The following is a 22,354-nucleotide window of genomic DNA, read 5'->3' as shown; positions in this document are numbered from 1 at the left end:
TCCTCGGCCGTGGTGAAGATCTCCGAGCGCTTGGTCGGAATGGTCGTGTTGCGCTCGATCAGCTTGGTCATGATGCCGCCCTTGGTCTCGATACCCAGGGACAGCGGGGTGACATCCAGCAGCAGGACGTCCTTCACCTCGCCCCTGAGGACACCGGCCTGGAGCGAGGCGCCGACCGCGACCACCTCGTCCGGGTTGACGCCCCGGTGCGGGTCCTTGCCGGTCAACTCCCTGACCAGCCCGGTCACGGCGGGCATCCGGGTCGAGCCGCCGACCATGATCACATGGTCGATATCGGACACCACCTCGATCCCGGCGTCGTTGATCGCCTGGTGGAACGGCCCCTTGCAGCGGTTCAGCAGATCCTCGGTCAGCTGCTCGAACTGGGCGCGGGTCAGCTTCTCGTCCAGGTGCAGCGGGCCCTCGTCGGACGCCGTGATGTAGGGCAGATTGATGGTGGTCTCGGACGCGGCGGACAGCTCGATCTTCGCCTTCTCCGCCGCTTCGCGCAGCCGTTGGAGCGCCATCTTGTCCTTGGCCAGATCGACCCCGTAGCCGCCTCTGAACCGGGTGACGAGGTGGTCGACGATCCGCTGGTCCCAGTCGTCACCGCCGAGGTGGGTGTCGCCGTTGGTGGCCTTGACCTCGACGACCCCCTCGCCGATCTCCAGCAACGAGACGTCGAAGGTGCCACCGCCGAGGTCGAAGACCAGGATGGTCTGGTCGTTCTCCTTGTCCAGGCCGTACGCCAGGGCGGCGGCCGTCGGCTCGTTGATGATCCGCAGCACCTTCAGGCCGGCGATCTCGCCCGCCTCCTTGGTGGCGGTGCGCTGGGTGTCGTTGAAGTACGCCGGGACGGTGACCACCGCGTCCGTGACGTCCTCGCCGAGGTAGCCCTCCGCGTCGCGCTTGAGCTTCTGCAGCACACGCGCGGAGATCTCCTGCGCGGTGTAGCGCTTGCCGTCCACCTCGCCGGTGGCCGGGAAGCGCCACTGCGCCTCTCCCACGTGGCGCTTGACCGACCGCGCGGTGCGCTCCACGTTGGTCACCGCCTGGCGCTTGGCCACCTCGCCCACCAGCACCTCGCCGTTCTTGGCGAAGGCCACCACGGAAGGGGTCGTCCGGGTGCCCTCGGTGTTGGTGATGACGGTCGGCTCGCCGCCCTCCAGAACGCACACCACGGAGTTCGTCGTCCCCAGGTCGATCCCGACTGCGCGGGTCATCTCAGCACTCCTCTCCTACGAGTCCTACGAGATGGGAGCCCTTCACAGAGTGATCCGATTCATGCTCAATGCTATAAAACAACACCTTTGCGAGTTTTATCGGCCGGCTCTATTGATCGGCGGGGATGCGCTGCTCGAACCAGACCACCTTGCCCGTGCTCAACCTCGTCGCTCCCCAGCGCTCGGCCAGGTGGTTGACCAGGAACAGGCCGCGGCCGCCCTCGTCGCCGAGCCGGGCGTGGAGCATCCGGGGCAGCTGCGGCGAGTCGTCGCCCACCTCGCAGCGGAGCACATCCGTACACAGCAGCCGCAGTGACAGCGGGCGGGTGGCGTAGCGCACCGCGTTGGTCACCACCTCGCCGACCATCAGCTCGGTGGACTCGATCAGGGAGTCGAGGTTCCAGCGGTGCAGTGTTCTGCGGGCCAGCCGGCGGGCCCGGCGCGGGGTCTGCGGGTTGGGGTCGAGGAACCAGTAGGCGACGTTGTGCCAGGGGATGCCGTCGAAACAGGCGGCGAGCAGCGCCACGTCGTCGTCCTGGTTTCTCGGGTCGAGGGGGCCCAGGACCAGATCGCACAGGTCCTCGGGCGGCATGGGGGCGCGGGCGTGGGCCGCGGCGACACGCAGCCGGACACACAGCGACTCCACCCCGGTCCACACATCGGTCTCGCGGGACTCGACCAGGCCGTCGGTGTACAGCAGCAGGGTCGCTCCGGCGGGCGCGTGGGTCTCGACGCATTCGAAGACCACACCACCGACGCCGATCGGCGCCCCCGGCGGGATCCGCATGGCCTCCCCGCGGCCGTCCGGGTGCAGCAGCAGCGGGGGCGGATGGCCGGCGTTGGCCACTTGCAGCCGGTGCGCGATGGGGTCGTAGATGGCGTACAGGCAGGTGGCGATGTGCTGGCTGCCCAGGCGCTGGGCCTGTTCGTCGAGGTGGTAGAGGACCTCCTCGGGCGGCAGGTCGAGCCCGGCGAGGGTCTGCACGGTGGTGCGCAGCTGGCCCATGACCGCGGCGGAGGTCATCGAGTGGCCCATGACGTCGCCGATGACCAACGCGACGCGGTTGCCGGGCAGCGGGATGGCGTCGTACCAGTCGCCGCCGACCCGGGCGGTCTCCGAGGCGGGCAGATAGCGGCTGGCCAGCCGGACGCCGGCGGCCTCGGGCAGCGAGGTGGGGAGCATGGCGCGCTGCAGCACATCCGCGACCGACGCCTCGCGTCCGTAGCGCACCGCCTTGTCGATGCCGAGGGCGGCGTGCGTGGCGAGCTGGGAGGCGACCAGCAGATCGTCGGGGGTGAAGGCGGGGCGGCCCGGCTCGCGCAGCAGCGTGACGGCGCCGATGACGTGGTGGCGGCCGCGCAGCGGGGCGACGATCAGCCGCCGGGCCGGCGGTACGGGCCGGTGGCCGCTCGCGGTGCCGCGCAGCAGCCGGCCCACCGTCGGCGCGATCCCCGGCGCGTCGCCGAACACCGGCCGCCCGGCCAGCAGCACCTCGGCGAACCGGCCGGTGACGGTCACCGGCACGGACTCGGGCCCGGGGGCCGCATCCGACACCAGGGCCGGTTCGGCGGCCGGCGCGGAGTCCTGTGCGTCGATCGGGTCCGGGGGCGCGGCGGGTGCGCACGGCTGGGCGGCCCGGGGGCCGGGGCCGGTGGTGTGCGGCCGTAGCGCCACGGGACCGCCGGGCTTCCCGTCCCCGGCCGGCAGGGGGTCGCACAGATGGATGAACGCCGCGTCGGCGAAGTCGGGAGTGACGGCCCGGGACAGTTCGCACAGGGTCTCCTCCGGGTCCATGCCGCGGGCGATCCGGCGGGTCGCCTCGTCGAGGTAGCGCAGCCGCTCGGTCTGCGCCCCGGTCCCGTGCGCCGCCTCGCCCCGGGCATCGCGGTCCGTGGGCGCGGCGCGCTCCACCCGGCCGGGGGGAGCGGTCGGCCGCTCGGCCCCGGTGGCGGGCCGGTCAGGGCCTTCACAGGGGATGCGGTGAGCCATGGGCTTGTCGGTTCGGTCGGGGTCGTGGGTGCGGGTCGCGGCCGCCGCATGGGGCGCCGCCCTCAGTCGGACCTCCTACAGGTGAGGAAGATCTGCTCCTCCGGCGGCACGTCCGATGCCTCCGGGGCGTAGGTGTACGAGGTCTCCTGGGCGATCTCGAATCCGGCTGCCTTGACCACCGCGTGCAGGTCCTCCCGGAGATAGCCGGACACCCGGATGGTGCTGTGGAGGAACGGGATCGAGAAGTCGTCCACGTCGGCCTCCACCATCGACAGGGCGAACAGACCGCCGGGCACCAGGGCGTGGCGTACGGTCCGCAAGGCGAGCGGGATCTCGTCGCGGGGAAGCATCAGCAGGGAGAAGAAGGCCGTGACGGCGTCGAAGCGGCCGAGGTCCCGGGGGCCGCCAGGCCGCAGATCGGCGATGTCCATCCGGTGGAACGTGGCCTCGGGGACATAGCGCCGCGCGAGCTCCACCATTCCGTACGAGAGGTCGACGCCGACCACCTCGAATCCGGCGTCCACCAGCTGGCGGGCGGTCGGCAGGCCGGTGCCACAGCCGAGGTCGAGCACCCGGGAGCCGGCCGGCAGGGTGTCGATCAGCCACCGCCCGGCGGCGAGCTGCCCCTCCTTGTACGGGAAGGCCTCGTCGTAGCGGTCGCCGATGGCATCGAACGCCTCGGCCTGACCCGTGCGGTCGAGCCGTATGTTCTCGTAATCCGTCCGGCTGATCCTGTCGTGCACGCGGACATCCCTCGCAGACCCGGTTACCTCATATTTTCATATTGGTCCGGATTTGCACCATGCCCGCGCGGTCTCGTGGACCGCCCCGTGAACTGTCCCTTGGACCGCCCCGGGGACGCTCAGCCGCCGAGGAGGCCGCCGAGCACGCCGCCGACCGTGTCGCCGACGCCGTCGATCACACCGCCCACCAGCCCGTGGTCCTCGTTCTTCCCGGTGTCGGAGTCCTGCTGACCACCGGACTGCTGATCGTCGGACTCGTCGCCGGAGGTGGCCGGGTCGGTGGTGGGGTCCTGGCCGGGCGAGGACGGTTTCGTGGTGTCCGGCTTGGAGGTCGAGGGCGCCGTGGAACCGGGGTCGCTCGTGGGCGCGGTCGTCGGGGCGCCGGTCGCCGGGGTGTGCGACGGCTCGCGGGTCCGCGAGGTGTCGTCCCTGGAGTAGCCGCCGCCGTCCTGTACGAGCTTCGGCTTGGCGGAGGCGCTGGGGGTGAGGCCCTCGTCACCGGGCCGGTCGGTGTCGGTGGACCGGTGCGCGCCGCCCGGCCGGTCGGAGCCGGTGGGATCGGCGGGGGCGGTGGGATCGTCCGTCTCGGGCGGCCCGGCCGGCTGAGAGCTGACGTCGGAGCGCGCCTGAACGGTCTTGTCGCTGCCGACCGACGAGTGGAGACCAAAGGCGATGGTGCCCGCCACCCCCAGCGCGGCCGCAGCCTTGATCGTGTTGGCACGTGCCTGCTGCGCAGGGGTGGGGCGGCTGTGTCGGCCCATCTCGCTCGAGTCTCCCGTATGACATGTCCTCGCTACGGCTGACCAGTAAAGCCTGCTCCGTGGACCGCAGGCATTTCCGAGACGGAGTTGTTACACGGCAGGGCGATTCGTCCCTCGATGCCTGGTCAGCGGCGCGGCGGGGGCGGTGTGCAGCCGGCTACGCGTCCGGGCCCTCGGTGTCGGCCGGATCGGGCGGACCGGGCAGAAACGCGTGCAGCCACTTCTCGGTGTGGGCGACATGCGCCGCGGCCGCGTTTCCGGCGGCCGCCGGGTCGCGCCGGGCGATGGCTCCCGCGATCGCCCGGTGGTCCTCGTCGCTGGCTCGCTTGATGCCGGGCCCCTCGGGCAGCGTGAACACCTGATAGGCGCGGGAGCGCGCGCGGAACACCCCGAGCAGCGAGCCGAGCGTGGGGTTGCCGCCCACCCGGGCGATCTCGGCGTGGAAGCGGTGGTCGAGGTCGGACACCTCGGTCGGATCCTCGGTGGCCTCCATGGCCTCGATGTGCTCGAAGAGCGTGGCCATCGTCTCGGGTGTCATCCGCGCGGCCGCCTGCGCCGCGGCGTGGGACTCCAGGACGCGCCGGATCTCGAACATCTCCAGCAGCCCCTCGAGGGGCAGCAGGTCGACGGTCAGCGAAAGGCTGCCGACGATATCCTCCGGGCGCAGCTGGGAGACGTACGTCCCCGAGCCGTGGCGCGGCTCGATGACGCCCAGGGCGGCCAGCATGCGCACCGCCTCGCGGAGGGATCCCCGGGAGACCCCCAGCTCGTCGCACAGGTCGTTCTCGGGCGGAATGCGCTGCCCGGCGACCAGCCGGCCGGTGGCGATCATATGCCGTAGGCCGTGAAAGGCCTTGTCGACTGCGGACATCGCTTCCCTTCCCCGTGGCTCGCCCCCGCGACTCGGCGACGGCCCTGTGGCTCGGCGAACGGCGCCGTGCCTCAGGTTCTCACCCTATCGAGTCATCAGATCTCTCCCCCGAGGCAGCGGCAAGTCATCAGATGACTTATCGGCGACGTACACCTATTGCCTTCATACTTCCTGCCGTGCCAGGATCCCGGGCCAAGCCACCAGCCAAGTCATCAGACCTGTCGCCGATAAGCGTCTGATGTGTCGGCCCGATTTCCGGGAGATGTCCAGTCACGTGAGCGAGACCGACGTCAGCACAGCGCCGCGCCCCCTGCTCCTCGCCGACGGCCGCCCCGCCGCGGAGGCGTGGTCCCTGCACCCCGGGGAGCGCCATCTCAACCACGGCTCCTTCGGGGCGGTTCCGGTGGTGGCGCAGCGGGAGCAGCAGCGGCTGCGCGAGGAGATGGAGCGGTCACCCGTGCTGTGGTTCGCGACGCTTCCGGGCAAGGTCGCGGCCGCCCGGACCGCCGTGGCCGGGTTTCTGCGCGTCGCGCCCGAAGATCTGGCGCTGGTGCCGAACGCGAGCGGCGGGGCGAGCGTCGTCTACGCGAATGTGCCGCTGCGGCCCGGCGCCGAGATCCTGGTGACCGACCACGGGTACGGGGCGGTGACCATGGGGGCGGAGCGCCTGGCCCGGCGCCGGGGCGCCACGGTCCGTACCGCACATGTACCGCTCGACGCCGATGAGGAGCAGGCCTACGCGGCCTTGGTGGCCGAGCTGAGCGAGACCACCGGGCTGATCGTGCTGGACCACATCACCTCGGCGACCGCCCGTCGGATGCCGGTGGAGCGAATCGCCGCGGTGGCCAGGGAGCGGGGCATTCCGCTGCTGGTGGACGGGGCGCATGTGCCCGGTCTGCTCGCCGATCCGACGGCGGGGCTCGACTGCGACTTCTGGATCGCCAATCTGCACAAGTTCGGCTGCGCGCCGCGCGGCACCGCGGCCCTGGTCGCCCGCGGTCCGCTGCGCGAGGAGCTGTATCCGCTGATCGACTCCTGGGGCGCCGCCGATCCCTTCCCCGACCGGTTCGACACCCAGGGGACGGTGGATGCCACCAGCTATCTGGCGGCGTCGGCCGCGACGGACTTCATCGAGACCACCTGGGGCTGGGAGCGCGCCCGTACGTATATGAGCGAGCTGGCCGACTACGCCGAGCGCGTCATCGGCGATGCCTTCGCCGAGGTCATGGGCGAGAGCCCGGCCGTGGACGTCGGCATGCCGGTGGGCCCCATGCGCCTGGTGCGGCTGCCGGCGGGGCTGGGCACCACCCGCCTGGAGGCCGACGCGCTGCGCGACCGGGTGGCCCGCGAACTGGCCGTGGAAGCGGCCTTCACCAGCTTCGGCGGCGTCGGTTACTTCCGGCTGTCGACGCATGTGTACAACACGGCCGCCGACTACGAGTACTTCGCCGAACGCTGTGTCCCGCAGCTCGCCGAATGGGCCCGCACGCCGAACGTCGCCCCGTAAAAACTCCCGCGGAAATACCACGGAACTCCACAGAATGAGGACAGGGATGAGAAGAAGGAAGGCAGTCATCGCCCTCGGCCTGGCCGCCACCACGGTCATGACGGCCATGACGGGCTGTACCTCCGGGGTGAGCGACGGCAAGGTCCACCTCAAGATGGTGGAGAGCCTGACCAACCCCAGCCGCACCGCGGTCCTGAAGAAGCTCATCGCGGACTTCGAGAAGAAGAATCCGAAGATCAGGGTCGATCTCATCTCGCCGCCGACCGACCAGGCGGACCAGAAGATCCAGCAGATGCTGCAGTCCGGCAGCGGGGTCGACGCGCTCGAGGTGCGGGACATCACCGCCGGGCCGTGGGGCACCAACGGCTGGCTCTACGACATGAGCAAGGACCTCAAGGGCTGGTCCGGCTGGAAGGACCTCACCGACAACGCCGTCAAGTACTCCAAGGACGCCAAGGGCCGGACGTACTACATCCCTTACGGCTTCTACGGGCTGAGCCTGTTCTACCGCTCCGACCTGGTCAAGGAGGCGGGCTTCAAGCAGCCCCCGGCCAGCTGGGACGAGCTGCTGAACCAGGCGAGCAAGATCCAGAACCCGTCCAAGCGCCAGTACGGCTATGCGTTCCGGGGCGGGGCCAACGCCAACAGCAACGCGGTCGCGGTCATCGAGGCGTACGTCGCGGACAACATCGACCGCGAGAACGGGTTCAAGCTCACCAACGGCAAGACGATCTTCTCGGCGCCCGAGGCGCTCGACGCCATGAAGACCTACCTCAAGCTGTTCAAGAAGGCGTCGCCGCCCTCGTCCGTCGCCTGGGGCTACCCGGAGATGGTGGAGGGCTTCTCCAACGGCTCCACGGCATTCCTGCTCCAGGACCCCGAGGTCATCGCCACGGTGCGCCAGTCGAAGTCGATCAAGGAGAACCAGTGGACCACGGCCCCCCTGCTGGCCGGCCCCAGCGGTAAGGCCGTCCAGCCGGTGGCGAGCGCGGGCTGGGGCATAGCCTCCGGCAGCAAGCACAAGGCGGAGGCCATCAAGCTGATCGAGTTCCTTTCGCAGGGAGATGCCTCGACCACCTTCACCAAGGAGAACAGCCTGGTGCCGATCCTCAAGGGCGCGGGCGAGGACTCCTTCTACCGGACCGGGCCCTGGGCGAGCTATGTGACGATGACCGAGAACCCGGACACCTACCTCACCGTCACCCAGCCGCGAGACGCGTCCTGGTGGACCGAGTGGGTCCAGAAGTCCGACGCCGAGGTGCAGAAGGTGCTGCTGGGCAAGATGACGCCCGAGGAGCTGCTGGCCGGCTGGGACGCGTACTGGACGAAGAAGTGGAAGAGCCAGACGTGAGCTTGTCGACTTCCAAGCAGGCGGGGCGCCCCACCCGGCGGGGCGCCCGGCCCGCGCCCCTCAAGACGACGGGCCCGCGCTCCCGTAAACCGGCGTTCACCGTCCGCCGGGGCCTGGGCATCGCCGGGTTCATGGCCCCGGCCGCCCTCTTCGTCGCGGTCTTCATCTACTACCCGATGATCTCGGGCAGTCAGATGGCGTTCCGCAACTGGAACCTCAACGACCTCACCGACATCTCATGGGTGGGGTTCAAGAACTTCCAGACGATCTTCAACGACCCGGTGTTCTACACCGTGCTCGACAACACCCTGATCTGGGTGGTCGCCTCGCTCGTCCCCCAGCTGGTGATCGGCTTCGCGATCGCCCTGTGGCTGCGCCGGCGCTTCCGCTTCCGGGGCCTCTACCAGGCGCTGATCTTCTTCCCGTGGGCCATCTCCGGATTTCTCATCGGCATTCTCTTCCGCTGGATGTTCAACAGCGAATTCGGCGTCGTCAACGACCTGCTGTCAAAGGTGGGGCTGATCGACGAACCGATTCCATGGCTGGCTGATCCCAAAACGGCCATGACCGCCGTCATCATCGCCAATGTCTGGTACGGCGTCACCTTCTTCGCCATCATGATCCTGGCGGCGCTTCAGTCCATCCCCGACGAACTGTACGAGGCGGCCGAACTCGACGGCGCGGGCAAGGTCCGTACGCTGTTCCAGGTCACCATTCCGTATATCCGCGCCACCTTGGCGCTGACCGTGCTGCTCCGGGTCATCTGGATCTTCAACTTCCCGGACATCATCTTCGGGATGACCGGCGGCGGACCGTCCAACGAGACCCATATCGTGACCACCTGGATGATCACGATCACCCAGCAAGGGGACTACGGAAAGGCCTCGGCGCTCGGGCTCATCGTCGTCGCGCTGCTCCTGGTGTTCTCCGTCTTCTACCTCATGGCCACCCGCGAGAAGAAGGGAGCGAGGTCTTGATACGCAAAGAGTCCTTCGCGGGACGCGCGACCCGGATCACGTTTCTGACGATCTGGCTGGTCATCACGGTCTTCCCGCTGTACTGGATCACCATCACCTCGTTCAAGGCGCCCGGCGACATCTTCGCCTTCCCACTCGCCTACTGGCCCAAGGACTTCTCCTTCGAGAACTACACCGGGCTGTTCAGCAAGGCCCAATTCGGTGACTACCTCACCAACAGCCTGCTCGTCGCGACGGTCGCGGGCACGGTGGCGACGGCCATCTCCGTGCTCTCGGCCTATGTGCTGGCGCGGTTCGAATTCCGCACCAAGACGGCGCTGCTGATGGCCGCCCTGGTCACACAGATGATTCCGTCCTTCATCGCGCTCGGCCCGCTGTACACGATGATGACCCAGCTGAACCTGGTCGACAACCGGCTCGGGCTGATCCTCGTCTATATCGCGGTGTGCATTCCGTTCAGCACCGTGATGCTCCGCGGGTTCTTCGAGAACGTCCCGGACGCGCTGGAGGAAGCGGCCATGATCGACGGATGTTCGCGCTTCGGGGCGCTCTTCCGGGTGCTGCTGCCGGTGATGAAGCCGGGCATCGTGGCCGCGTTCATCTTCAACTTCGTGAACTGCTGGAACGAGCTCTTCCTGTCGGTCACCCTCATGAACAGCGACGCCAACAAGACCATCCCCACGGCGCTGAACGGCTTTATCTCCAGCTTCAACATCGACTGGGGTTCGATGTCCGCGGCGGCCGTGCTCACCATCGTGCCGACCATGGTGCTGTTCGCCTTCGCCAGCCGCCATATCGTCCAGGGGCTGACCTCGGGCGCGGTGAAGGGCTAGGCGGTGAAGGGCTGAGCGGTGAACGGATCAGCGGCGATGGGCTGAGCGCCCCCGGCTCGGGGGCCGACGGGTACGGGTCCAGGTCAGCAGCTGACCGGCCGTCCAGGTGTTGACGACCCGCTCCTGGGGGACGCCGCACTCCTCGGCCCGGGCACATCCGTCGATCTGCCAGTCGAGCTGGCCCGGGGCGTGCGCATCGGTGTCGATCGAGAAGAAGACGCCCGCCTGGACGGCCTGGCGCAGCAGTCGGCGCGGCGGGTCCAGCCGCTCCGGGCGGCAGTTGATCTCCACGGCGGTGCCCGCGGCGGCGCAGGCGCCGAACACCTCGTCGGCGTCGAACCGCGACTCCGGGCGGCGCCCGTCGAGTAGCCGCCCGGTGCAGTGCCCCAACACATCGACCAGCGGATTGCTTACCGCCGCGACCATCCGGCGGGTCATGGGGCGGGGGTCCATACGCAGCTTGGAGTGGACCGAGGCCACCACCACGTCGAGCCGGTCCAGCAGTTCCGGCTCCTGGTCCAGGGAGCCGTCGAGGAGGATGTCGACCTCGATGCCGGTGAGCAGCCGGAACGGTGCGAGCCGCCCGTTCAGCTCCGCGATCACCTCCAGTTGTTCGCGCAGCCGGTCCGCGGACAGCCCGCGGGCCACGGTCAGCCGGGGCGAGTGGTCCGTGAGCACGGCCCAGTCGTGGCCGAGGCGGGCCGCGGTACGAGCCATGAGATCGATCGGCGAGCCCCCGTCCGACCAGTCCGAATGCAGATGGCAGTCGCCGCGCAGGGCCGCCCGCAGCCCGGTCCCCGGCCGCTCGGCCGACGCTCCGCCCTGGTACTCCTCCTCCAGCTTCGCCAGATAGCCGGGCACCTCTCCGACCAGCGCCTCCCGGACCACCTGGAAGGTCGTAGGCCCGATCCCCTTGAGCGACCGCAGCGCGCCGGTGGCCGCCCGCCGCACCACTTCCTCTGCGGGCAGCCGCGACACCACCTCGGCGGCGGTACGGAAGGCGCGCACGCGGTACGTCGGGGCCTGGGCGCGCTCCAGGAGGAACGCGATCCGGTCCAGCGCCTCCACCGGTTCCATGGCATGCCCCGCCTTTCCCTCGGCCGGCTCCCGGTCCCCTCTTCAGAGTCGCGTGTTCCCGCTTCCGGCGCCCGCGGCGAGGGCGCGGCCGCCGTCCGCGATAATGATCGCCCGTCAACCGTTGACCGGACAGGCTGGGGAGCGAGCGAGAGGTGCCCGAGGTGGAGAACCTTGCGATCAAGCGGGAGGACTCTCTGGGCGAGCGCGTCGCCCACGAGCTGCGGGTCCAGGTCATCAGCGGCCGGCTGCGACCCGGTACCCACCTGGTCGAGGGCCAGCTCGCCGAGCGCTTCGACGTCAGCCGCGGCCCGGTGCGGGACGCGCTGCGCCGGCTGGAGGCGGAGGGTCTGGTCGCCTCCCAGCGGCGCGGGGTGTACGTCACCGGCCTGGGCGCCGAGGACGTCGAAGAGCTCTACACCCTGCGCGACTCCCTGGAGAGCCTGGCCCTGACCCTGGCCATGGACAAGGCGAGCGACGACGACTGGGCCCACTCCCGGTCCTGTGTGGAGCGTATGCGGCAGGCCGCCGAACGGTCGGACGCCCGGCTGTTCACCGCGGCCGATCTGGACTTCCACTCGCGGTTCTACGAGCTGTCCGGGCATCGGCGGCTGATCGCGGTGTGGGAGCAGTACCGGCCCACGTTCGCGGTCGTCCTCGACATCACCAACGCCCAGGACGTCGATCTGCACGCCCCCGCCGAGGACCACGCCACGCTGCTGGACGCCGCCCGCCGGGGCGATCGCGAGCTCGCCCTCACCACCCTGCGCGCGCATCTGGTGGGCGCCCGCGACCGGCTGCGCGCCGCCCTGCACGAGACCGCGGACCGGCCGAGCGGCTGAGGCAGGCCCCGGCTCCCCGGGCCGTAACACCTCCGCGGACACGAACGGGCGGCACCGCCGTAGCAGTGCCGCCCGCCGCCGCCGGATACTCCGTTGCTCCGTGCTGCTCCGTGCTGCTCCGTGTCGCTCCGTCAGGAGCCCGCGACCGCCGCGGGTTCCTCCGCGCGTGCGCCGGGCGCGGCGGCCTCCTCGCGCACCCACAGCGGCCGCAGCCGGTAGGTCAGCAGGTACAGCACCACGGACGCGCCGGCCGCCACGAACATGCTCAGGTCGCCCGCGCCCGGGTACGCCGCCGAGAAGGGCCCGGTGTAGAAGCTGGACTGCCAGAACGGCACCGAGGCCAGCACCCCGCCCGCCCAGGCCACGAAGCCCCAGCCGAGCACCCGGCTCCGGTCGTACAGCTCGGGGATCCGGGCCCGGTCGGAGCGCCCGCCGAGGTGGTAGTCGAGCAGCAGCACGGCCGCGAAGGGGGCGATGAAGTACGCGGTGAGGTTGAGGAAGACCTTGAACTTGTCCTCGGTCCCGGACTCGCCCCACAGGCTGATGCCGTACGCCAGCAGACAGATCACCACAACCGCCTGGGTGCGGGTGACCGGCACCTTCAGCGTCTGGACGGAGATCGCGCCGCCGTAGACATTGAGGAAGTTCTGCGCGAGCGCGGACAGGGTGATGGCGATCAGCGCGGGGACGGCGAACGGCCCGGCCAGCTCGTGCAGGGCGGTGATGGAGTCCGTACGCGGAGCGCGTGATGCGCGAGCACGTGCGGATGAGCCACCAGGCGCTCATGGCCGGTATCGACGAGCGGGAGAGCTGACCGCGGGAGGCCACCGCCCCCACGGCTCACTCGACCGTGGTCTCATCGGCCAGGGCGTGGCTGATGCGGCGGGTCGCGTCGTAGAGCTCCCGGTACAGCGGGTACCTGCGGTCGTAGACCGCGCGCCATGCCTCGTCCGGTTCGACGGTCGCGACGATCGGGTTCCAGCCGGAGGTGTCGACGCCGAGGGCCCGGGCCGCGAGCGCCGCGTCGCCGAGGCAGGCGCCAATGGTCTCGGCGGGGATCTGCTGCGGCAGGCCGATCGCGGCGGAGACGATGGCCGTCCACAGACTCCGGGCGCCACCGCCCACCGCGACCAGGCGGTCGATACGGGCCCCGGCGTCGGCGAACGCCTCGAGGTTGTGACGCACCCCGAAGGCGGTGGCCTCCAGCGCCGCCCGGTACAGCTCCGCGCGCCCGTGGCCCAGCGTCAGCCCGATGACGGTGCCGCGCGCCCGGGGGTCGAACAGCGGGGTGCGCTCCCCGGCGAAGTACGGCAGCATCAGCAGGCCCCGCGAACCGGGCGGCACCCGCTCGGCCTCGGCCAGCAGCGTGGCGAAGTCCGAACCGGTGAGCTCGCGCAGCCAGTCGGTGATGCTGCCGGAGGTGGCCATGCCCGCCGCGAGGCAGTAGCTGTCCGGGCGCACTCCGGTGGTGCCCCACAGCGCGGGGTGGCGCATCGGCCGCTCGCCCATGACGGTGAGGAACATGGTCGAGCCGTACATCACCATGGTGTCGCCGGGGGCCAGCGCGTCCACGCTCGCGGCCTCCGCCCAGGCGTCGATGGTGCCCGCGGTGACCGGCACCCCCTCGGGCAGCCCGGTGGCCGCCGCGGCGTCCGCGTGCACGGTGCCCACCACCTCGCCTGGCCAGGCCAGTGCCGGGAGTTCGAGGCCGGGGGCGACTCGCTGGGCCCAGGTGTCGCTCCAGCGCCGGGCGTCGAGGTCGTAGAGCGGATCGCACTGGCCGGCCGAGTGGTGGTCCAGTACGTACTCCCCCGTCAGCCGGTGCACCAGCAGGCTGGAGGCCATGAAGAACCGGCGGGTCGCCCGCCATACGTCCGGTTCATGGCGGGCCAGCCAGCGCAGCTTCGGGCCGACCGCCTGGCTGGTGAGCGGGGAGCCGCCGCGCGCCAGGATCTCCTGCGCGCCGAGTTCGGCGGTCAGCTCCGCGATCTCGGCGGTGGCGCGGGTGTCGACCCCGTACAGGATCGCCGGGCGCAGCGGGCGGCCGGCCGCGTCGGCGGGCAGCAGACACGGGCCGATACCGGAGATCCCGACCGCGGCCACCGCCCGTGCGGCCACGCCGTCGGCGGCGAGGAGTTCCCGGACGATGCCGGTGAAGTCGGCCCACCACACGGTCTCCGCGTCGTGCTCGAACCAGCCGGGGCGTGGGGTGGCGGTGCGGTGCGGGCGGGTGGCGCGGGCGAGCACCCGGCCATCGGCGCGGACCGCCACCCCTTTGGAGGATCCGGTGCCGATGTCGATCCCGAGAAACACCGGTTCGCACACCGGTCCGCCGTCGCCCGTCTCGGCTTGCGGCCGGGCGGAGGCGTGTGGCCGCTCAAAGCTGGAGGCCCGTGTCATACGCTCGTCGGTCTCCTCGTCGTAGGTCGCAAAGGTGCCCGGCATCAGCTGCATACGGTAGCCGCCGCCCGTACGGCGACGGCGCGGATGTCAATGCCCGCCGCCCGGAAACGGTTTACCGCCCGGCGTCCCGGGCAGGCGGATACTCGTGCTTCGGACCGGAGGCACACCCCGCGGGAGCAGTGTGACCGCTCGGGGTGCGCCCCCGGTTCGGTCCCGGACTCCTGCGCGGTGTCCACGGTCCCTCAGACCGTCAGCCGACCCGCAGGAGGTGTGTCTCATGACGACCGCAGTGCAGCCCAAGGCCCGCCCTTCGGCCCACCCGCACGACGACGCCCCCGACACCTCTGCCGAGTTCGAGAGGATCGCCGAACTCCCCGACGGACCGCGGAAGGAGGCCCTGCGACAGCAGGTGGTGGAGGCCTGGATGCCGATGGCCGACCGGCTGGCCGGGCAGTACCGCAACCGCGGCGAGTCGCTGGAGGATCTGCGCCAGGTCGCCGCGCTGGGCCTGGTGAAGGCCGTCAACCGCTACGACCCGGGACGCGGCTCGGCGTTCGAGAGCTTCGCGGTGCCCACCGTCGTCGGCGAGATCAAGCGCCACTTCCGCGACCACCTGTGGGCGCTGCACGTCCCCCGCAGGGTCCAGGAGTTGCGCAACCGGGTGCGGGCAGCCCATCGCGAGCTGTCCCACTCGCTGGACGACCGCGCGCCCGACATCGAGGAGATAGCCGGTCGCACGGGCCTCTCCGAGGAGGACGTACGCACCGGCGTGGCGGCCCTGGACAGCTTCGCCCCGCTCTCCCTGGACGCCCCGCTGACCGGCGCCGACGACGGCTACGCGCTGCGGGACACGCTCGGCGAGCCGGAGCCCGCCTATGACCGGGTGGTGGACCGGGAGGCCGTGCGGTCGGGGCTGTGCCGGCTGCCCGAGCGGGAGCGGCGGATCCTCTACATGCGCTTCTTCTGCGATATGACCCAGAGCCGCATCGCCGAGCAGCTGGGCATCTCCCAGATGCATGTCTCCCGCCTGCTCAACCGCACCTGCTCGCACCTCTGCGAGCAGGCCACGGCCGAGGTGAGCTGAGCGCCCACCCGGACGTGACGGGAATACATCCTATCTCTGACTTTGCCTCAGCGGAGAAGGGTCGGCCCATTCATGGCAAAGTCCCAGCAGAAGAGGTGAGGTTGTCGCGGGTGCCCGCTCAACCCCTTGACGACATCCGATGTCTCTCTTAGGTTCCTGGCGCCAGGTGAGTTGCGCAAGTCTGCGAAAACACCAAGGAGTGTCCATGCGCAGAAGAACTCTGCTCGGCGGCGCCGCCGCGACCGGGCTCGGCCTCACGGGCTGGGGCCTTACGGCGGCCCCCGCCGAGGCCGCGCCCATCGGGTCCGGCTGGACCGAGATCAACCCCGGCTACACGGTCCACCAGCCGCCGGACCGCACGCGCCACGAGTACAACAGCTCCACCGGAGAACACCACTTCTGGCTCTACGACACCGACCCCAGCACGTTTCCCGGGCAGGACTCGGGGCCGCGCAGCGAATTACGGTTCAAGAACGACTACACCTCCGGGCAGGCACAGTTCGAGTGCGACATGCGAGTGAAGTCCTCCGCGTACCGGGTCTGTGTGATGCAGGTGTTCGGCGCCGAGACTCAGGCGACCGCGTTCATGACGCTGGCCATGAACAACAGCCTGAACTACTACGACAAGACCGACCAGGTGATCTACTCCCCGATCTACGACACGTATCTGCGGTTGAACGTCATCCATGACACGACCACCCGCAGTGTGCACGTGTACGTCAACCGGGAGTTCCGCGTCAGCTTCAAGGACCACGGGCCGGGCACGCACTACTTCAAATGCGGGCTCTACGGCCGGGACGGGATGTCCGCGCGCTCCGACAACTACATCAAGAACATCCACGTCTACCGCAAGTAGCCCCACCGGTCACCGGGCCGGACCGGGCCCGGTGCTCTCCCGGACGACCAGGGCGGTGGGCAGTTCGAGGTTGACCACCTCCGGCTGCTCACCGCGCGCGAGCCGCACCACCATACGGGCCGCCAGCGCCGCCATCTCGGCCAGCGGCTGGCGGACCGTGGTGAGCTCGGGGGTGATCCACTGGGTGAAGGGGAGATCGTCGAAGCCGACCACGCTCACATCGTCGGGCACCGTAAGGCCCCGGTCGCGCAGCGCCCGGTAGACCCCGAGGGCCTGTACGTCGTTGCCGGCGAACACCGCGGTGGGCGGGTCCGCCAGGTCCAGCAGTGCGTGCATCTCGGCCATCGCGGGGCCACGGGCGTAGGTGCCGTGCCGGATGAGCTCCGGGTCCTCGGGGAGCCCCGCGTCCGCCAGCGCGGCGCGGTAGCCGTGCAGCCGGGTCCGGGTGGTGAGGCGGCCCGCCGGTCCGGCGATGGCCGCGATCCGCCGGTGGCCGAGCTCGGTCAGATGGCGGGTCGCGGCGTAGGCGCCGGGCCAGTTGGTGGAGCCGACGGACGGTGAGGCGGGGCTGGTGTCGGTGGCGGGCTGCACGATCACGAAGGGGATGCCCTTGCCGCGCAGTTCGTCCTCCTGGGCGGGCGACAGCTCGGACAGGGCCAGGATCGCGCCGAGCGAGCCACGGGCCTGGACGGCCTCGGCCCAGTTGTCCGCCAGGGCACGGCTCTTGTGGACGGCGGAGACGACCAGACCCAGCCGCTCGCTCTCCAGCGCCTCCTCCGCGCCGCGGATCAGCTCGGTGGCCCAAGGGTTGTCGAGTTCGTTGATGACGAACTCGACCTGACCGCCGCTCTGGGCGGCGCGGCCCGGCTCCGGATATCCGTAACTCTGGAGCAGTCGACGTACCTTCCCCCGTGTCTCCACCGATACATCCGACCTTCCGTGGAGAACCTTGGAGACCGTGGGGAGGGAGACCCCGGCCTCGGCCGCAATCTCCGCCAGTGTCCTCCGCCTTGCCATTCCGTCCTTCTCCCTCGGCTTCCGGCGCTCTCGCACAACATCAGCACTTCGAGCGCACACTCTTGACGTCATCCGATGTTTCTCTTACGTTACGGCCATTCTCGGCAGTTGCGAAACCTTGCGCAATGACCTGTGGCACGTGATTGGAGTCTCCATGCGCATGCCCCGCCGTCTCGCCAGCGGGTGCGCTGCTCCAGGTCTCGGTCACGACCTTCGCCGCGTACGCCCCGGCCCGCAAGCGGTTCCGCGGCCAGGCGGTGGTGCTGATGCTGATCGTCGCCCGCTCCCCCGACGACTACACCCTCCACGGTCGGACTCTCCTTGATGCGCACCAACCCGCAGGTCGGAATCGGTGCGCTGCTCGCAGGAGCGCTTGTTGCCCTGCTGCCCAGCCTGTTCGTCTATCTCGCCTTCCAGCGGACCTTCCTGACGGGGATCGCCGCCGGAGCAGTGAAGGGATGACCACGATGACCGAACCGACGCCCGCCCAGGGCCCAACACCACACCAACGACGCATCGCCGAGTTCCAGGAGCAGCGCTTCGGGCTCTTCGTCCACTGGGGGATCTACTCCCTCGCCGCCCGCCACGAGTGGGTCAAGCAGCGTGAACAGCTGACCGACGAGCAGTACCAGGCGTACTACGACCACTTCGACCCGGATCTGTACGACCCCGGAGCCTGGGCGGACGCCGCACACCACGCCGGAATGCGCTACACAGTGCTCACCACCAAGCACCACGACGGCTTCTGCCTGTGGGACTCGGCGCTCACCGACTACACCGTGGCCGGCACCCCACACGGCAAGGACCTGGTCGGGCCGTTCTGCGAGGCGTTCCGGGAGCGGGGTCTCGGGGTGGGCTTCTACCACTCGCTGCTCGACTGGCACCACCCCCAGTTCCCGCTGGACCGGCTCCATCCGCAGTGGGACGAGGACGCGCCGAACGGTGGCGACCCGGGCGACCGCGACATCGCGGCGTACGCCCGCTATCTGCACGGGCAGGTCGAAGAGCTGCTGACCCGGTACGGCCCCGTGGACACGCTGTGGTTCGACTTCTCGTACGCAGGCCGCGTCCGGCAGGGCAAGCCGATCACCGGCGGCAAGGGCAAGGCCGACTGGCGCTCGGAGGAGCTGGTGGCGCTGATCCGCCGGATCCAGCCGGATATCCTCATCAACAACCGTCTGGAGCTGCCCGGCGACTTCACCACGCCCGAGCAGCACCAGCCCGGCAAGCCACTGACCGACGAGGACGGCCGGCCGGTGGTGTGGGAGGCCTGCCAGACCCTCAACGGCAGCTGGGGCTACGACCGGGACAACCTCAACTGGAACTCCCCCGACCAGCTGATCCGGCTGCTCGTCGATACCGTCTCCAAGGACGGCAACCTGCTGCTCAACGTCGGCCCGAACGGACGCGGCGAACTGGAGCCGCAGGCCCTGGAGACCCTGCACGCGATCGGCGCCTGGATGCGGCTGCACTCCCAGTCCATCCACGGCGCCGGCCCCTCCCCGTACACCGCACCCACCGGCTGCCGCTACACCCAGCGCGGCGACCGCCTCTACCTCCATGTCCTCGACTGGCCCTACCGCCATCTCCACCTGCCGGGCCTGGCGGGCAAGGTGCGCTACGCCCAGCTGCTCAACGACGCGTCCGAGGTGCGCCGGCCGATCGTCGACCCGGCCTGGGACAACGGCAACGTCGCGCCCAAGGGCGTTCCGGCGGGGAGCCTCACCCTGGAGATCCCGGTCCGCAAGCCCGATGTGTCGGTCCCGGTCATCGAGCTGTTCCTGGAGCCGGACGCGGTGGCGGGCCCGCGCTGAGCTCCGGGCCCGCGCTGAGCTGGGGGATCCCGGTGCCCGACCGGGCGCCGGGATCCCCCTCGGCGTACCGTTAGTGGGTCTGCACCCACCAGGTCATCAGGCCGATGAACGAGGTGCCGCACGCATACGAGGCGCCGCGCACGAAATTCGCCGCCGCGAGCCGGGCGTAGCGGCGCCACCGCCCGGTGGAGCGACTGGGCGCCGGGGGACGATCCTGCGTAGACAGCATGTGGAGCCCCTTTCGTGAGCGTACGGACACCAGCGGGTCCACGCTGGGAGCCCGTCGGCGCCGGGCGTCACCGGGCCGCTCGCTGCGGGCTCCTTTGCGCTGCTCATAGCATACAAGTTTGTGATCTTGTGAAACCCGCAGGACCCGCCGGTAATTCGCTCTAGCGCATACGCTTCGCCGTCACCGTCCGGGTCTCGGTGTTCCAGCCCGAGACCCGAACGGACGGCTCGGAGCCGCCCAGGTCCGCCGCCCGGTAGGTGGCGGTGAGCGTCGTGGACTCCCCCGGCCACAGGCTGACCTGATTGTCCGTCCACCGCACGGGCAGGACGGGCGCGCCCGCGCCGGTCACCAGATGGGCGTCCACCAGCAGGGCCGGGGTCTGGCCGGTCGAGGTGTTGCGCAGGGTCACGGTCGTGGTCGCGGTGCCGTCGGGGGCGGTGGTGGTGTCCGCGGTGGCGGACACCGGCGCCTGGTCCATCTTGCCGAGCCCGGTCAGATCGGCGTAGGAGGTGGTCGGGGTGTAGTACCAGTCGGTGTTGTCCCAGTCGAGCACGTCCGGCTCGGTGGACAGCCAGTAGACGTTGCGGCTGACTTCCTTGCCGGCGCCATCGGTGAGCACGAGCTTGGCGAGGTAGGTGCCCGACAGACCGCTGACACTGGCGGGCACGGTCAGCGCGGTGGCCTTGCCGCCGTCGGCCGGCGCGGTCAGGCCGGTGGCGCTCTTGTCGTACTTCCGCGCGCCCTTGGTGTCGTAGAGGCTCACCCGTGCGGTCAGTCCGGTGGCCGCGTCATGCCGGTTGTTGACCACGACCACCGTCCGCGAGTCGTACGAGTACTGGATGTGCAGCGGCTCGTTCGCCTTCTTGGCGCCGAAGTAGGCCCCGCCCTGGTCGAGATAGCGGTCGAAGAGCTGCCAGTGCAGGGAGGTCCAGCCGCTGTTCAGCATCCAGTAGACGACGCCGGTGGCCGGTTTGGAGGTGTCGGAGAAGTTGCGGCCGTACGCCTCGTACTGGGCGCGCACCGCCTCGTACTGCGCGAGCTGCGCCTTGCGTACGTAGTCCTCGAGGCCGGTCGGCGGGCCGTAGCGGCCGCTGAGCGCGTTGCCGAACAGCTTCAGATCGCCGAAGGTGCTCGACGGCGAGCGGTGGTACTGCTTGGCCTTCGGGTCCTTCCACATCGTCTCCAGCTCGCTCGGGGACATCATCCGCCGGAGCGTGTCGAGGGTCGGGATGTCCGGTCCGGCGCTGGTCTCGGAGTTGAATCCGGTCGCGCCGCCCTCGCGCTTGGCGTACCAGTAGTTCGGGGGCACCCAGTCGTAGGGGCCGGTCATCTTCATCCCGGACTTGCCGAGGACCGGTGAGGACTTGGCGGAGGCCGCGGGGACGACCGGGTTCGGCCAGTCGGCGGCCTTCAGGGCGTCGAGGTAGTTCTTCTCGATCGTCGCGTCGGGCGCGAAGTCGCTGCCGATGAGGAAGGAGATGACGCTGGGGTGGTCGCGCAGCCGCGCGGCCTCGGCGGCCATGGAGTCCTTGGCCACCACGTAGTCGGCGGCCGACCACTTGTCGCCGGTCTCGTCGCCGTTGACCTGGCCCTCCCACTTGTCGCAGCACTCCCAGCCGGGGAGGGTGAGGATGCCGTAGCGGTCGGTGAGGTCGAAGAACTCGTCCGGCTCGATATGGCCTTCGAGGCGGATCGTGTTCAGGCCGAGGTCGAGGGCGTACTTGAGCCGGTCCTCGACGTAGCGGGCGTCCCAGCGCAGAAAGACGTCCGGGGACCAGCCGCCCGCCTTGATCAGCAGCGGGCGGCCGTTGACGGAGTACTGGCGGGCGCCGTCGGCGTTCAGCGGGGCCTTGACGTCCCGGATCCCGAAGGTCTCATGGGCGGTGTCGGAGGCCGTGCCCGAGACGGTGGCGGTCAGGTCGAGGTCGTACAGCGGCTGGCCGCCCATCCCGGCCGGCCACCACACCCGGGGCTGGTCCAGGCGCAGTTGCGGATAGGCCGAGGGCGCGAAGGTGACGGTCTTCTTCTCGTGTGCGGCCAGCGCCACGGACTGGCTGAAGGACACCGAACCGACGGTCCCGGAGACGGTGGCGGTGACGGGCGCGCCGGAGTCGTTGCGGGCCTCGGCCTTGACGGTCAGTTCGGCGGAGGACAGCGAGGGCACGGCCAGTTCTGTGGTCACATGCGCCCCGCGCAGGGCCACCGGGCCGCCGCGGCGGACGAGGACGTCGCGCACCAGCCCCATGTTCTCGTCGGGCGGGGGCTGCAGCCAGTCGATCCAGCCCATGGTGAGGTTCTTGCGCGGATCGTTGGGCTGGATCCTGAAGGCCACCGTGTTGGTGCCGGACTTCACCAGGTCGGTGATGTCCAGCTCATGGCGGGTGTACGCGCCGGCGACCTGGTCCTTGGTGGCGATCTGCTTGCCGTTGACGTACACGTCGGCGGCGGAGACGACCCCGCTGAAGTCCAGGTAGGTGCGGGCGTCGGGGTCGGTGACGGTGAAGTCGGAGCGATACCACCAGGGGACGGCGAAGTCGCCGGCCGGGATCTTCTTGAGGTTGGTCGAGTAGAACGGATCCGCGTACGTGCCCTTGGCCAGCAGGCCCGCGAGCACCGTCGACCGGGGCGCCATGGAGTACCAGCCGGTGGCGGGGTAGCCGGGCGTCGAGACGGCGGCGGGGCTGTCGCTGACCTTCGCCGAGGACTGCACGGCGAAGCCGGCCAGCGCGGTGGCCGTGCCCGCGGCCGCCCCCGGGGAGCTGAGCGAACGCTGGACGCG

20 protein-coding genes are annotated in these 22,354 nt (G+C 70.1%); 9 read left to right on the top strand and 11 right to left on the bottom strand.

Going from position 1 to position 22,354, the window contains the following annotated elements; all coding sequences use genetic code 11:
• The 5 genes from dnaK to ACWDSL_RS40540 all read right to left on the bottom strand — a co-directional run.
• Nucleotides 1-1,223, bottom strand: a 1,223-nt coding sequence (gene dnaK / locus ACWDSL_RS40560; RefSeq protein WP_450493073.1) for a molecular chaperone DnaK, incomplete at its 3' end; no start/stop codon positions are given.
• 109 nt (nucleotides 1,224-1,332) lie between these two features.
• Nucleotides 1,333-3,213 carry a SpoIIE family protein phosphatase gene (locus tag ACWDSL_RS40555; RefSeq protein WP_450493071.1) on the bottom strand — a complete coding sequence of 627 codons (1,881 nt, stop codon included), beginning with the start codon at nucleotides 3,211-3,213 and terminating at the stop codon, nucleotides 1,333-1,335.
• 62 nt (nucleotides 3,214-3,275) lie between these two features.
• Complete coding sequence (locus ACWDSL_RS40550; RefSeq protein WP_450493070.1) at nucleotides 3,276-3,956, bottom strand: class I SAM-dependent DNA methyltransferase; 681 nt, start codon at nucleotides 3,954-3,956, stop codon at nucleotides 3,276-3,278.
• 119 nt (nucleotides 3,957-4,075) lie between these two features.
• Complete coding sequence (locus tag ACWDSL_RS40545; RefSeq protein WP_450493068.1) at nucleotides 4,076-4,717, bottom strand: extensin; 642 nt, start codon at nucleotides 4,715-4,717, stop codon at nucleotides 4,076-4,078.
• A 157-nt stretch (nucleotides 4,718-4,874) separates the two neighbouring features.
• Nucleotides 4,875-5,588 carry a FadR/GntR family transcriptional regulator gene (locus tag ACWDSL_RS40540; RefSeq protein WP_450493066.1) on the bottom strand — a complete coding sequence of 238 codons (714 nt, stop codon included), beginning with the start codon at nucleotides 5,586-5,588 and terminating at the stop codon, nucleotides 4,875-4,877.
• A 274-nt stretch (nucleotides 5,589-5,862) separates the two neighbouring features.
• Here ACWDSL_RS40540 and ACWDSL_RS40535 point away from each other — a divergent pair, with 274 nt between their 5' ends.
• Genes ACWDSL_RS40535 through ACWDSL_RS40520 form a run of 4 tightly spaced genes read left to right on the top strand, consistent with a single transcriptional unit; the run spans nucleotide 5,863 to nucleotide 10,256 of the window.
• Nucleotides 5,863-7,095 (top strand): aminotransferase class V-fold PLP-dependent enzyme, encoded by a 1,233-nt coding sequence (locus ACWDSL_RS40535; RefSeq protein WP_450493064.1) that lies wholly within the window; start codon nucleotides 5,863-5,865, stop codon nucleotides 7,093-7,095.
• A 46-nt stretch (nucleotides 7,096-7,141) separates the two neighbouring features.
• A complete protein-coding gene (locus ACWDSL_RS40530; RefSeq protein ID WP_450493062.1) occupies nucleotides 7,142-8,446 on the top strand; it encodes an ABC transporter substrate-binding protein in 1,305 nt (434 codons plus the stop codon).
• A complete protein-coding gene (locus tag ACWDSL_RS40525) occupies nucleotides 8,443-9,423 on the top strand; it encodes a carbohydrate ABC transporter permease (RefSeq protein WP_450493060.1) in 981 nt (326 codons plus the stop codon). The genes ACWDSL_RS40530 and ACWDSL_RS40525 overlap by 4 nt, the downstream gene beginning before the upstream one ends.
• Nucleotides 9,420-10,256 (top strand): carbohydrate ABC transporter permease, encoded by an 837-nt coding sequence (locus ACWDSL_RS40520; RefSeq protein WP_089505532.1) that lies wholly within the window; start codon nucleotides 9,420-9,422, stop codon nucleotides 10,254-10,256. Before ACWDSL_RS40525 ends, ACWDSL_RS40520 begins: the two co-directional genes overlap by 4 nt.
• 27 nt (nucleotides 10,257-10,283) lie before the next feature.
• Here ACWDSL_RS40520 and ACWDSL_RS40515 read toward each other — a convergent pair whose 3' ends face one another.
• Nucleotides 10,284-11,333, bottom strand: a complete 1,050-nt coding sequence (locus ACWDSL_RS40515; RefSeq protein ID WP_450493058.1) for a PHP domain-containing protein — start codon at nucleotides 11,331-11,333, stop codon at nucleotides 10,284-10,286.
• A gap of 161 nt (nucleotides 11,334-11,494) precedes the next feature.
• Here ACWDSL_RS40515 and ACWDSL_RS40510 point away from each other — a divergent pair, with 161 nt between their 5' ends.
• Nucleotides 11,495-12,172, top strand: coding sequence for a GntR family transcriptional regulator (locus ACWDSL_RS40510; protein ID WP_450493056.1), 678 nt, complete (start codon nucleotides 11,495-11,497; stop codon nucleotides 12,170-12,172).
• A 131-nt stretch (nucleotides 12,173-12,303) separates the two neighbouring features.
• On the opposite strand, the gene ACWDSL_RS40505 is transcribed toward ACWDSL_RS40510, so the two are convergent.
• Nucleotides 12,304-12,879 (bottom strand): cytosine permease, encoded by a 576-nt coding sequence (locus ACWDSL_RS40505; protein ID WP_450493074.1) that lies wholly within the window; start codon nucleotides 12,877-12,879, stop codon nucleotides 12,304-12,306.
• Nucleotides 12,880-13,012: 133 nt separating this feature from the next.
• Nucleotides 13,013-14,617: an FGGY-family carbohydrate kinase gene (locus ACWDSL_RS40500; RefSeq protein WP_450493055.1), complete on the bottom strand. Its 1,605-nt coding sequence runs from the start codon at nucleotides 14,615-14,617 to the stop codon at nucleotides 13,013-13,015.
• A 235-nt stretch (nucleotides 14,618-14,852) separates the two neighbouring features.
• Between ACWDSL_RS40500 and ACWDSL_RS40495 the strand changes: the two genes are divergently transcribed.
• Nucleotides 14,853-15,659: a SigB/SigF/SigG family RNA polymerase sigma factor gene (locus tag ACWDSL_RS40495; RefSeq protein ID WP_450493053.1), complete on the top strand. Its 807-nt coding sequence runs from the start codon at nucleotides 14,853-14,855 to the stop codon at nucleotides 15,657-15,659.
• A 205-nt stretch (nucleotides 15,660-15,864) separates the two neighbouring features.
• Entirely contained in the window at nucleotides 15,865-16,515 is a 651-nt protein-coding gene (locus ACWDSL_RS40490) for a polysaccharide lyase family 7 protein (protein ID WP_450493051.1), read from the top strand.
• A gap of 9 nt (nucleotides 16,516-16,524) precedes the next feature.
• Here ACWDSL_RS40490 and ACWDSL_RS40485 read toward each other — a convergent pair whose 3' ends face one another.
• Entirely contained in the window at nucleotides 16,525-17,532 is a 1,008-nt protein-coding gene (locus ACWDSL_RS40485) for a LacI family DNA-binding transcriptional regulator (protein WP_450493049.1), read from the bottom strand.
• 324 nt (nucleotides 17,533-17,856) lie between these two features.
• Here ACWDSL_RS40485 and ACWDSL_RS40480 point away from each other — a divergent pair, with 324 nt between their 5' ends.
• Both ACWDSL_RS40480 and ACWDSL_RS40475 read left to right on the top strand, forming a co-directional pair.
• Entirely contained in the window at nucleotides 17,857-17,994 is a 138-nt protein-coding gene (locus ACWDSL_RS40480; RefSeq protein WP_450493047.1) for a hypothetical protein, read from the top strand.
• 5 nt (nucleotides 17,995-17,999) lie between these two features.
• The gene (locus ACWDSL_RS40475; RefSeq protein WP_450493045.1) at nucleotides 18,000-19,346 is read left to right on the top strand and encodes an alpha-L-fucosidase; all 1,347 of its coding nucleotides are present in this window, start codon (nucleotides 18,000-18,002) and stop codon (nucleotides 19,344-19,346) included.
• 70 nt (nucleotides 19,347-19,416) lie between these two features.
• On the opposite strand, the gene ACWDSL_RS40470 is transcribed toward ACWDSL_RS40475, so the two are convergent.
• Together ACWDSL_RS40470 and ACWDSL_RS40465 are read right to left on the bottom strand one after the other, a co-directional pair.
• Complete coding sequence (locus tag ACWDSL_RS40470; protein ID WP_014173534.1) at nucleotides 19,417-19,575, bottom strand: hypothetical protein; 159 nt, start codon at nucleotides 19,573-19,575, stop codon at nucleotides 19,417-19,419.
• Nucleotides 19,576-19,735: 160 nt separating this feature from the next.
• On the bottom strand, nucleotides 19,736-22,354 hold a 2,619-nt coding region (locus tag ACWDSL_RS40465; RefSeq protein WP_450493043.1), incomplete at its 5' end, for a glycoside hydrolase family 2 protein.

The sequence above is a fragment of the Streptomyces sp. NPDC000941 genome, from assembly GCF_053599555.1.
The sequence above is the reverse complement of the archived record's forward strand: the minus strand, read 5'-3'. Positions and strand labels throughout refer to the sequence as shown.